This window comes from Anaerocaecibacter muris, from assembly GCF_943192945.1.
Taxonomy (GTDB): domain Bacteria; phylum Bacillota; class Clostridia; order Christensenellales; family Pumilibacteraceae; genus Anaerocaecibacter; species Anaerocaecibacter muris.
The window spans coordinates 287,530-300,528 of sequence record NZ_CALPCE010000001.1 but is presented as its reverse complement, the minus strand read 5'-3'; the positions used below and the strand labels follow the sequence as shown (position 1 = coordinate 300,528).

Annotated in this window: 4 protein-coding genes; all 4 read right to left on the bottom strand. The window is 48.7% G+C overall.

Translation table 11 applies throughout. The features are described from left to right. Window positions 1-13 precede the first annotated feature (13 nt). The 4 genes from NFR57_RS01115 to NFR57_RS01100 are packed head-to-tail and all read right to left on the bottom strand — an operon-like array spanning window position 14 to window position 12,924. A complete protein-coding gene (locus NFR57_RS01115) occupies window positions 14-2,590 on the bottom strand; it encodes an ABC transporter substrate-binding protein (protein WP_251181993.1) in 2,577 nt (858 codons plus the stop codon). Between the two features lie 60 nt (window positions 2,591-2,650). Beyond that, on the bottom strand, window positions 2,651-4,096 hold the full coding sequence (locus tag NFR57_RS01110; protein WP_251181992.1) for a M26 family metallopeptidase: 1,446 nt from the start codon (window positions 4,094-4,096) through the stop codon (window positions 2,651-2,653). Window positions 4,097-4,099: 3 nt separating this feature from the next. Beyond that, window positions 4,100-5,605 carry a leucine-rich repeat protein gene (locus NFR57_RS01105; RefSeq protein WP_251181991.1) on the bottom strand — a complete coding sequence of 502 codons (1,506 nt, stop codon included), beginning with the start codon at window positions 5,603-5,605 and terminating at the stop codon, window positions 4,100-4,102. Further along, on the bottom strand, window positions 5,605-12,924 hold the full coding sequence (locus NFR57_RS01100; protein ID WP_251181990.1) for a leucine-rich repeat protein: 7,320 nt from the start codon (window positions 12,922-12,924) through the stop codon (window positions 5,605-5,607). The genes NFR57_RS01105 and NFR57_RS01100 overlap by 1 nt, the downstream gene beginning before the upstream one ends. Window positions 12,925-12,999: the final 75 nt, after the last annotated feature.

Sequence of the window (12,999 nt, the reverse complement as noted above, 5' to 3'; positions counted from 1 at the left end):
TTAACCTTTGTGATTAACCCTCGATAAAACTTACGTTCCAAATTTCCGACAACGGCGAACGGTAAGTTTTGCCTTCCTTTTCCGCAAACATAGTGGATTCGTCAAGCAACCCTTTTTGCCATACGTAAAAGACTTTTCTCTGGTAGGTCGGGAATTCCACGGCAAGCTCCATCAACGCATTGAGCGCTTTATTATAAGTAGCTTTACGTTCGTTTTTATCTGTCGTTTCGCGACCCTCCATGATGTAATTGGAAAGAGTATCGAGAATACCGCGCTGATAATCGTCGCACAGCGAACTCGTAAGGTACGAATAGCCCCACGCCTTGGTGCTGGTTGCCGAGGAGTTTTTGTGATAAACCTGATACATATCGGGATCGGACGAAGAACTCCACGCCGCCGCCCATACGGTAAGCTGACCGTTGGCGAGCTTTGCAAGAGCCTGCGAGTCGTGCGTTACCGTGATTTGGAAGCCTATATCGTTAAGTATATCCGCAGACTTCAAAAGCAACGCGTTTGCAGGGTGATCGTCGCTGTCGCCCGCTATCGTAAACGTGTATTTGAGCGGTTTATTGTCCAAATACAGCAAGCCGTTGCGCGGTTCCGCGCCGGCCTCGAGAGCAAATGCCAACGCTTTTGCGCCGCGATCCGCCGGCTCCGCTTGCGAATCATATTCATAATCCAAAATAGATCCGTCAATACATTCGATACGGCTCAAATCGGTTACATCGGTCGGATAATAATCTTTAAGCGTTCTCGACATAGGTCTTGCTATGCGCGAAGCGTATTTACCGCCGCCGTAATAATCGACACATTCCTGCGCGTCGAGCGTGGACATAATAGCGCGACGGATATAAATATTGTTAATGTATTGAGCACTTATTCCGATATAGCCGTAACCGAGGTTATCCGCCATAGCATACTGTACTATGCTCTTATCCGAACCTTCGAGCTGGGAAGCAATCATGTTTGCGGTAAGCGACGGCGACGCATAGTGCACCTCGCCCGTCTTAACGACGTTGTACAACATGTTGTTATAAACTACTTTGTAACGCAATTTCTTGATTTTCGGTTTGCCGAGCAAGAAATAATCGTTGCGTTCCAAAAATACCGCTTTATCCTTGTAGAATTCGGATTTTGCGGGATTGGCTTTGCCGTTTTCCGCGCTTGCACGATACGGTCCCGCGCCGAGCGGCACTTGATTTGCGCGCACTTCGTTCATAAAGTCGTAATTTGCAAACTTAACGCCGAAATAATTTACGCCGTCGACATTATCCCAATCTTTGCCGTAATAATGCCCGGGAGCGACGGTAAACGAAAAGTTTTGAATCGCTTTGGGGTCAACGCCGTCTATTCTTATATGCAAAACATCAAACGTGCGGTTGTTGCCTTCCGCGTCCTTTAATTCGCGCGTCGCGGTAACATTGCCTTCCGCATCCACTGCGGTAGGTATCTCCGTAAGTTTTTCGGGCATAACGCCTTCGCAGTTTTTGAACTGCTGACTGCCGGCAAGTTCGCGTTGAATAACGTCCGCACGAACATAGCTGCGGAAAGTGGAAGCGGTAGCATATTGAGTAATCGCGCTTAACAAATTCTGCTTGTATGTTTTAGACGCATTTTCATAGCTGTCAAACATACGCGCGTAAACGTAATTGATAACTTTATCTTGACTGTAATCGGTAAACGGATAGTTGTTTTGCTTTTCGTAATACGCGATTTTACCGTCATCGCCGTAGTGCGGCACCATAACCAAAATGCCGTACTGGTAAAGGAACACGTCCTCGTGCGTCGTTATAAGCAATTTGCCGCTTTGATCTTTATATTTGACGTACTCTTTTTCCGCATCGATGGATTCGGAATTGCGCCAATCGCTCTCAAGCTCTTCTTTAAACAAACTATGAATTTGCAAAATATCTTTTTCCATTGTATTTGGATATTTTGTGTCCTCGTAATTGCTCCACGCGCCCCAATCGCCCTCTTCGTCGTTGGTCGCCCATGCGATAATACTGTTGATACGCGTGTCCGTCAACGAATTAAAGTAGCTGTCCGACGCATTTTGATCGCCCTCGCTATCGGTCTGTGTTCTGTATTTGTTGATGCCTTTGATGGCAACCGAATACATAGTGCTCGAACCCGTATAGGCGGGGTCGAGATACATATACACGTTAAACAAAACGTCGTTCATTGTAAGCAATACGCCGTCGCTGAACTTGACGTTGTCTTTAATGGCAAAGTAATAATCGGTGTAATAATTGCTGTAATCGTTTCCCTGCACCAAGTCTTTATTGCCTGTCGTGACTACAGAATAGTCAAACGCCACGCACGCTTCGTCCCAGCCCGCGTCCGGTTGTCCGTCCTCGTCGCTCGTGAGCATGCCTATTTGCGTTTGACCTACTATTTCGCCGTCCGTGCCCGAAGTATAGAAAAACGGATTGAACACGCCGTCCAAAACATCGGTCGCAAGAACCAACGGCGTGGTTTCGTTGGAAATACCGTCTTTTTTACAACCCATAAGCGGCGTTACAACGCCCGTACAAACAGTAAGGGCGCACATGGTCTTTGCCACTGTTTTCAATAGTCTTTTATTCTTCATTATAGCCTCCTTTCAGAAACAATTACGTTAATTTTATGTTTTATTTACTTTGTCGAAATCTTATGCCGCGGAAACGGTCGAAGTGATATTGCTACCGGATACCGAAACCGTTATATTGTAAACTTTTCCGCTTTCGTCGGTAAACGTCCACTGTCCGTCGCTTACTTTTACGATACCGTCCTCTTTTGCTTTTATGACGGTATGCTTGGACGTTTCGCTGTTGCGCGACGCAAGTCCGTACACATCGCCAGCAACCGTGCCGGCGGCGGTCTTTGTATACTTGACATAAACGGCATAATCTCTGTTCTCGGTGTAAGCAACCGCCGCGCCGTTTATAGCAGTAACGTCAACTGTCACATCCGTCATTTCAGCGCCGTCGATAACTATACCGCACATATCATGTACGTTAAGTTTACTGCCGTCGTAACCCGCTACAACACTGTAATTGAGAGTACCCGATACATGCACGTTTTTAACTGTGGCTTCGTCGCGAACTCTGCCCGCAAGCAACCCTACATAATAATCGGATACAAGCAAGTTGGACAGGTCGTAATTTAGCGTTACGTTTTCAAACGTTACGTCGGAAATATTAGCGCCGCTGTCTATTATGTTGAAAAGTCCGAAGTTGCTGTCGCGCGGACCTGACGCCTTTGCTGTAACGACTAAATTGGAAATAGTGTGGTTTCTGCCCAAGAACTGTCCGCTATACGTCGCGGGGAGCGAGAATTTTTTGCCCGCGTCGTAAATTTCATTCATATCAATGTCCGCAAGCAAACAGATATTTGTCGTGTTAAGGAACGAAAAGCCCGTTAAATCGCTCGCCCTGCGGATTATTCTGAACGTGCCTTCGAGCGAATCGCTGTAAATATCGACTTTGAGTTTGCCTTGTTCAAACTCGAACGTATGCGGGAATGTTATCGGCTCTTTCTTTTGAGTGTCTTTGTAATACTCTATAAACGTGTAATTGAGCACTCGCGCGTCCGCCGCAGTTACTGCGGTAGGCGTTCCGTCGGGATTACGCGGAATATCTATGCTTTTGGTGAGGTTGTCGCCGTAATGCAAGATCATTTCGTAGTTATCCCACCAATCGGCGAAAAGCGTTATATCCGCGTCGGGCTTGTCTGTCTTGAAATCCCACTCTCTGTCTAAAACGGGTTTGCCGTCCTCGCCGCGAATAGGTTTGCCGTCCTCGTCGGTTTTAGCCAAGAAAAAGCCTTTTAACGTGTACTTTGCACGCGTCGGCGCGGCAAGATTGCTCAACTGCTCGTTCCCGGGTTCGGGCACATAGCTGTTTTCTTTGACGCGAATTTTGGTTGTCGCCTCGCCCTCGACGTTTCCGCCGTTGTAGTCGAATATTACGGCAATCGGAAAATCCTTTTTGACGTCCTCTTCCGTAAGAAATTCGTGCGCGCATGCGACGCAACCGAACAGGCAAAGAGCGGCAAGGATAAGTAATATTATCGGCAGAGTTATCTTTCTGCGTATTGTGCTGATGTTTTTGTTCATTGTTTATCCTATCACCGCAAATTTTTCCGCCAAAGTGCCGTTATCGAGCACGCCGTATTCGTTTTTATATAAATCGAGCAAAGACGACGGAACGTAAACCGTAACGTTTGCAATGTATGCAAACGGACTTTCCATTGAGGTTTCCGCATCCTCGAACAGCGTAGATCTGAATTGAGTGCATCTGATATATACTTCTTTTAACGCCGAGCACCTTTCAAACGCGTCTGTATAAATAGTACTCAATACGGGCGACTGAATATCTACCTTTTTGAGCGACGTGCAACCGCTGAACATATAGTCGGAAATTACCCTAACGCCCGCAGGCACGGTCAATTCTTGGAGCGTAGTGCAATCCGCAAAAGCGTACTCGCCGATCGATGTGAGAGCGCTCGGCAAAGTCAATTCGACTATCGCTTTGCAACCGATAAACGCAGCTTCTCCGATTTTGGTTACTTTGGAAATGTCGCCGAAGTTTTTTAACCGCATATTGTTGTAAAACGCTTCGTCGCTTATAACCGTGATATTTGAATTAAGATTAACGTCCGTCAAGTACTGGCAGTCATAAAACGCGCCCTTGCCTATTTTGTTTACGGTATCAGGCAAAGTTACGGAAGTGATCGCCGTGGTTTCGCTCGAACGGTAAAACGCATAATCGCCTATTTCGGTTACTTTTACGCCGTTATAAATGTGCGGGACAATTACGTCGCCCACCGTGCCGCTGTAACCTACTACTTTGCCGTTATTCACGGTCAGTCCGTCGGTATAATATGCCGCATACAGATTAACATCGGCAGCCGCACTTCCGAAAGTGTATTTTCTTGTCAAGTTCTCGTCGCTGTACCAGCCGTCGAACACAAGCTCGTCGTCCAAAAATTCAAGGGCTTCCGCAGTTTCGCCTTTTTTGACAGGCACTTTGTCTATAAGTCTGCCGTTGCCGTAATACGAATAGTAAGCATAAGCCGCGTCGGTATTCCAGCCCGCATACAGCGTCAAAGCGTCCACGGGATAGGACGAAAACGTGTAAGGAACAGTGCATGCGCGATCCGTGAACCACCCGCCGAATACATAGCCGTTACGCGTCGGCACGGTCGTCGGCGCGGCAAACGCTTCGCCCACAACGCCTATGCCGTCCATGGTATTAGCGCCGTCGGCATATTTGCCGCCGTTTGCGTCGTATGTAACCATAACGCTCGCTTCGCCAATCCACCCCGCATATACGGTAATGTCGTAAGCGGGCATGCGCGAATTAAACTCAAACTTTTGCGTATACGAAGTGTCGGTATACCAATCGTCGAACACAAACATTTCTTTTGTAGGCGTGCCCGAAGGACGGCGCACCGTCGCGCCCGCTTCCAGCGAATACGAAGAAACATTTGTGCCGCCGCGAGTATCGAACGATACCGTATATTTTTTAGCGGTATTTTTATCGCCGCACGCGCACAACGCCACCGTCGCGGACACAGCCGTCAAGCCGCAAATTATTCCTGTTTTTATCTTTCCGATTTTCATTATTTGCCGCTCCTCTTTTTATTAGCTATTGCGGCGAACGCAATCACGGTAGCAACCACCGACACAACAGTGCCGACTATTATCCAAGGCGCAACGGCAAAGCCGCTATCGGCGCGCACAGACGTATTGCCCGCAACCGCGGAAATCAGCGCGCGTGCCGAAGCCTTTTGCATGTTGCTCTGTTTTTTAAGAAGTTCCTCGCGGTAATTCTTTCCGCCCAACAACGCGGTGTAATAATCGACGTCGATCGAGTTGTCGTTGGTCTTGTAGTCGCCCGTTACAAACTTCTTCTGTTCGGCGGTAAGCATGTTGTAAATACGCACAAGCACCGTTATTTCCGCGGCATACTCCGCCGACGGATTTTCGGGCAGCGCTTTTATTTGCTCGATATAGTCCAAAGTCGCTATCGACGCGTGAACCTTGTCGGAGTGACGGATATACTTGCCGACGTACATCTTCCATACGCGATTGTCGTAACCGCTGTGATTTTTGGGCGTTACGATAGAGAAGCCCGCGCCCGCCTCGCCGTTTATTGCAAACGGGAAGTTGTCGTACACGTTTTCAATACGATCGATAATGGGTTCGCCGTTTTCGTCGAGTTCCGGCTTCCCGCTTCCGTTCGTCTTGTAGTACGTATAAACTTCGCTTTCGAGCGTGGGAGCGTCAACCGCATTGAGTACAATTTGATTAAGACTGCTCATGCCGCTCATAGCGGAAATACCGATCACCTGCAAATGCACGGGCAACGTTAATTTCGTCAAACTCTTGTTACCGTTAAACGAACGCGCGCCGAGCTTAATCGTTCTGTCGAGAACGGTATATTCTTTATCGGTCTTGCCCGCAGGATAACTCAACAAAGTGTAAAAACCTTTGTCGTTTACGCTGTATAACACGCCGTGCTCGTCGGTTACGAACGACTTGTTTGCCGCGTTTACGGAAATGCGTTCGAGGTTTGACGCGCCGACAAACGCGCCCTCGGCTACCTTTTGGAGCGATACGGGCAAGTTGAGCGTCGAAACAGCCGTGCCCGCAATGATGCGTTTTCCTATTTTCTTTACGCTGTCGAGTTCGAGCGTTTTAAGTTTGCTCGCGTTTTCAAACGCTCTGTCGCCTACTTCTTCGACATTTGCAAGCGTAAGTTTTTCTAACGCGGAACAGCCGACAAACGCGTCGTTGCCTATCGTTTTGACTTTGGGCAAAGATACGGTGGCGAGATTATAGCAAGTGGAGAACGCCGCCGCGCCAATATCGGTTGCGTTAGCCAACGATACTTCCGTCAACCGCGCACAGCCGTTGAACGCGCCTTCGCCGATTTTGGTCAACTTGTCGGACGACACCGACACCAACGGGGTTTGGGCAAAAGCATACTCGCCTACGCTTTCCACATTGTTAAGATTTATATTAATCAACTGCGAGCCTCTGAACGCATTGTCGCCGATTGCTTTAACGCCGCTCGGTACGTTAAAAGTCATAATCCGCGTTTCGAGGAACGCACTGTCGCCGATATATGTAAGCGCGGATTTATCGGTGAACGTAACGCTTGCAATACCGCTTGCTCCGAACGCCGACGCACCGATACTCGTAACAGTGTCGGGGATTTTTATGCGTGACAAGCCCGTGCATTTCATAAACATGCCCTCGCTCACCGCTTTGAGCTTGCCTAAATTGACGGACGAAATATTGGTATTGTATGCGAACGCGCCTGCGCCGACATATTCGAGCGAACTGTTTTCAAACGATACTGTTTTTAACGGTAAAGACACAATTCCGCCGGCTTTAAGTTCGTATCCCGCAAAAGCGAAATCGCCTATATATTTAACGTTTTCGCCAATCGTTAAGCTGTCAATATCCGCGGACAGCTTGACACAGCCTTGGAACGCGCCGTCGCCGATATAAGAGGTATTTTCGGAAATGGGCAATTCGGTTATGTTTGCGCTCAAAAACGCGCCCGTACCGATATGCTTAACGTTTTGGTAATTCGTTATTCCGAGCAACGCTACGCTGCCGTTTGTATAAGTATAAGAACGCGCATAGGCAAAAGCATAAGACTCGATAAATTCGACTTGGTTTAAATCGATTGTTTCAAGATTTAACACGTTTGAGAACGCGCCGGTGCTTATTGTCTTGACGCCGTCGGGAATTTTATACGACGTGCTCATTTTGCCGAACGGGTACGCAACAAGGCGTTTTTTGCCGCGATCGAACAACACACCGTCTTCTGACGACAAATATTTATTGCCGTTTTCTACGACAAAAGACTGTATAGGAGCTTGCAAGTTGTCGTTAAACAGAGCGCTCATATTTACGTCGGTCAAAAGCGCGCCGGACGAAATTTTGATTGTTTTCAAGTTTGCGCAGTCGGAGAATACGTATGCGCCGAGTATGGTTAGACCTGCGGGCAACGTAATGCTTGTAAGACCGCTGCATTTATAAAACGCCGCGGAGTCAATCTTGTAAACGGAACCGTTAAATGTGACTTGGGTCAAGCCCGTACAAGCCGCAAACGCGTTTATACCGATTACATCGACGTCGTTCATAAACGTTACGCTTTTAAGCGCGGTGCACTGCAAGAACGCACGGTTGCCTACCGTCTTGGAACGAATAGTAACCGTTTTGAGCGCCGAGCAACCCTCAAACACACCGAGTTCGCCGAAATTAGCCGTTCTGCTGCCGAGCGTCGTATTTTCGGGAATATTAACGCTTTCGAGCGCGCCGCACCCCAAGAACGCCCCGCCGCTGACGGTACCGACGCGCGAAAGGTCGAACTTTTTGAGTTTGTTGCAATACGCAAAGCCGAGCGCGTCAATATACGTACATTCGGACAGATCGATTTCTTCCATCATGCCGCCCAAGAACGCGCGTTCGCCTATTGTTTTTACATTGCCGAGGTTTATCTTTTTGAGATTGCCCGTGTATTTACCCGATTTATCTACGCCTTGGAAGAACGCCAATTCCTCGATCGTTTCGACGGTAGACGGCAATACAACCTCTTCCAACGACGGACAGCTTGCAAATGCGCCGCGCATTATGGTTGTAACGCCTTCCGGTATAATTACTTTTTTGATATACTCGTTGCCCGCAAAAGCGTTCGGGTAAATATAAACAATACCCTTATCTCCGGGGATTTCTACAACGTTGTGCTCGGTTTCGCCGCGCTCGTTTACGTAATCGCCGCCGCGACCGGTATACGATTTCAAATAAACGTTGTTATGTATGGTGAACTCTTCTTTTACGCGCACCGAAACATAACCGGATATACGACTGCCCTTTACGGTAGCGCGTATTGTCGCGGAACCGCTTTGCACCGCAAATATATCAACGGACAAGCCATCTTGCGATACGTTTGTAATTTTTACATTGGAACTCGTGCTCGTCCACTCCAACTCGAAATCGCCTTTGAAATTGTAAGGCTTGATTTCGGCGGATAGCGTCGCACTCTCGCCGCGTTCGAGCGCAAGCCCGTCCGTAAGATACTTAACGCCGTCGCCGCCGTCGGGCGATTGCTTGACCTCGTACATATCCACGCCCGAAATATTGACGGTAGTCGGCGTGCCGCTTACCGAAAACTCGAACTTCAAGCAGTGCAGTTTATCGTTTTCGTCAAATGCGTCTACATTGTTCGTGCGCACGGTTATGATTACGCCCGAGCAATTTTTAAGCGCGGTAACAAGTCCGCTGTGTCTGTCTACCTCGACAGCCGACGGATCGGAACTTTCCCAAATAAGATCTTCCGACCAATACCCTTCGACATAAGATTTGTCTTCCTCGTCAACGTCGTCAAAGGTGTTAGCCTTAACAATGATATTATCGGACATGTCGATCTGTCCGTTGGGCACAAGCACATACGAATCTTTTGCATTGCGCGTTTTTTCTATGCGCAAGTCCGATTCCTGCTTTGCAACGACTTCGTAAGACGCTTGGTTTTTGGCATAGTCGTAAACCGTTACGTACATTTTACCGCCGTTAGCTTGAATTGTGCTCCAATACTGCGAAACGTTGAGCTCGAACTTGGTGTTAGTATTAAATTCCGAATCTGCGGGGATCATGCCGTCGGCAAGACTTGTTACGCCTGTAAGCATGCCGTCGCTGTCCTTACCCGAATACGTATAAACAGCATAACCCTGTATGTAATGGTTATCAAACAACGTCAATTCGAGTATATGACGCTTGGAGTTTTGAGTTTGCTCCTCTCTAACCGCAACGTCCGAAACGGACGGAGCTTCGTTATCGACGGTAAATTCAAACGAAAACTCGTTATTGTTTCCGTAAGTATTGTTGCCGTCGCCGTCTTTCCAGTCAAGATAACACTTCATTGTAAAAGTGTACTTGGAGTTGTTGGGAAGGTTGAGTTTGCTTATATCGAGATCGACTTCCACATAGCCGCCCGATTGCTCGCCGCCCGAAGAATGGCTTTTACGCGCATTGTAATCGACGCCCGACCAAATAAGCTCGCCCGTCGCGCTGTTGCGTATTTCCATATCTACGCGCTTTGCGCCGCGGAGCAAGCCCGCGCTGACCATATAGAACAAATAGTCGCCGTCGGTATTGGTAGTAAGCGCCGCGTACTTCTCTTGCGCGGCAGGCTCGGCATATCCGCTTGCGGGAATAAACGTGAATTTACCCATGCCCCAATAGCCCATGCCGTCAACGCCGCTCGAAGAAGCGAAACCGGAATAAGGCAAAGTGCCGTACACGTCGGGGCGCAATTTTTCTTCGGGAAGAATCGAGTCGTCAGCTTCCGATTCGCCTACCTGATATGCGGTAACGTCGAGCATAGGCGCGTCCGCCCAGTTGCCGTAAAATCCCATGTACGGGATATTAAGGTCTATTCCGTCGAGGTTGTTACTGACAAGTCTTACATAGCCCTCGACAAACATGCCGTTTTTGAAGTTGGAATTAAGATAATCTTTGTTCTTTTGCGAGAGTTGGATCTTTACTGTTATCGCCGCTTCGCCATAGCCGCCGACGGTAATCGTTTTGTCGTTTATAAACGCCTTACCCTTGACCTGTCGCAATGCGTAAGTATTGACGGTGTCGTTAAACATGTACGCTTTTTCGGCGACCGTTCTGCCGTCGCTCGACATGCTTTCCGTCATTACAAACTGATCGAGGTTATAGCTCAACGCGCTCTCGGACGTATTGACTATGTTGAACTGCAACGTATATTCGCCCGTGCGTTGGGGATCGTCGCCCAAAGAAAGTTTGGGTTTATTCGATCCGTCCACCGTAAGATAAGCCTTTGTGTTTATTGAGTGCGCAATGTCGGCAATGCCCGCGCCCTGCTTGCGCGGCGAATAAGGGTTGCCCTCTTCGTTTTTGACAATGGTAGCCGTGCTCATCATGCGGCTGTAAGACTCGTCGCGAATAGACGTAGTGCTTGCGTTCTCGCCGTATTTTTCTTTTACGTATTGACGCACGAGAATAAGCGCGCCCGCAAGGTTAGGCGCCGCCATGGACGTGCCGCTCATTTTGTCGTACTTGTCGCCGCCGGGGATTGACGAATAAATTTCGCCGCCGTGCGCCGTTATGTCGGGAGCGAGCGTAAGATCGGGCAACGCGCCCCAGCTCGAAAAGTCGGACATGAACGGACCGGCAAGAAATTCTTTGGACACTTTGAGCGTGCCAGATCCGCTTGCCACAATCGGTTCCGCCAAGTCCATTGTTACAAAGCAACTCGGAATAAGCGGCTTGGTGCCGACAGACATGCTGATTGTACCGGAAACGTTGTTATAAACTATAACGCCGACCGCGCCCAAGTTTTGCGCAATTTTAACTTTTTCTTCAAAATTGGTCGTTCCGCGCTTGACAACCGCTATTTTGCCGTTGACGTCCAAGCCCATATAGTCGGCGGACAAACCTACGCCGGGAATAACGACGTATTCGTATTCACCCGATTCTTTATCGCCAAGCAACTCCCCGACAAAATCGTTTGCGTCCGTTTTACCTACAAGCCGCGACTCGGCAAAGTAAATCTCTCTGCCGTCAACTGTGAAATATTTGGTTTTAACGCCGCTGACCGAACCGACGGACAGCGAGGCTGTATAAGATCCGGGGGACCCGACGGTGCCCGAATCGGGATTGCTCGCAAGGTTGGTATTTCCCCACGTGCTGGACTGCGCCGACGAAGCGTCGTTACTCGCCGCAACGACAAGGCAAATGCCCGCTTCGTTGATAGCGTCGTAAACCTTGTTTATAGCTTCCTCGTCCACTTCGCGCGAAAAACCGCACGACGTGCCGAGCGACATGTTGATAGCGTCCACACCGAGTATAACGGCGTCTTCCAAGCCCGCCAAAATCCATTCGGTTTCAGCGCCGTTTCTGAAATCCGAAAATACCTTAAACGTAGCAATCTGCGCGCCCGTCGCAACGCCCGTAATTTCGTCCGACTTGCCTGCGATAATGCCCGCGACGTGCGTGCCGTGAGCTTCCTTGGGATATACGTTGGCGTCGCTGTCCGCATAGTCGTATGCAAACGGCAACTTGCTCTTTAAGTAAAGATTATCTTCGTTTACGTTTTCGCTCTGCTGCGCGGACTGCTTGGTAGCGGTAAGATACGGAACAACGGCGGCAATATCGTCTTTTGTCAATGCCAAAGTGTTGGGATTGAGTTCCATGTCAAACACTTCGTGCGTATAGTCGGTACCGGTATCGAGAACCGCGACGACAGTGCCCGTTCCGTCGTACCCTATGCCCGACGAATTGAATATACCCGTTTCGTAAACATCGACATAGTTTTCCGTAACGGTTTGGGGCGCGAGGTACTTATTGGAAATAATGACTTCTTCTACATACTTATTGGCTTTAATCGAATCGATATCGCCGTAACGCACGGTCGCCGAAAAAGCGTTAAGAACAGTGCTGTATTCGTAACCGTATTCTTCTATGTATTGCGAAACGCCGCCGTATGCTTTTTGACGTATATCTTCGAGCTCGGCGTAGTTACGCAATCCCTCTTTCGTATTGAGCGCCGCCGCAACGGAAATACCGTTATCGGAAGCAAACTTCATCATAGACGTGCCTTTGAGCGACACGATTACGGTTATTTTTTCGTTGGGAGCGGGCGTAACGCCGCCGACTGTAGAGGGCGCGACAGACGAATCGCTACGAATATACTCGTTTTCGACAAGCCCGTTATCCGACTTTCCGTAAGTGACGCTTACGTCGCCCATGCCGTCCGCATTGGCAACGCCGTTGCGGTTGGGCGCAATGTTAAATACGGGTGCTGAAATAAGCTGTAAAGCCAACACCACGCATAACAACGCTATAATAAGCGAAACTATGAATTTATTGATTAGTGATTTTCGAGCTGTTTTAGTCATTGAATATATCCTCTCGAACGTGATTGCCCGTTTACCGAAATATCGACGGAACAAGCAATTTCGACAAATTAGGAA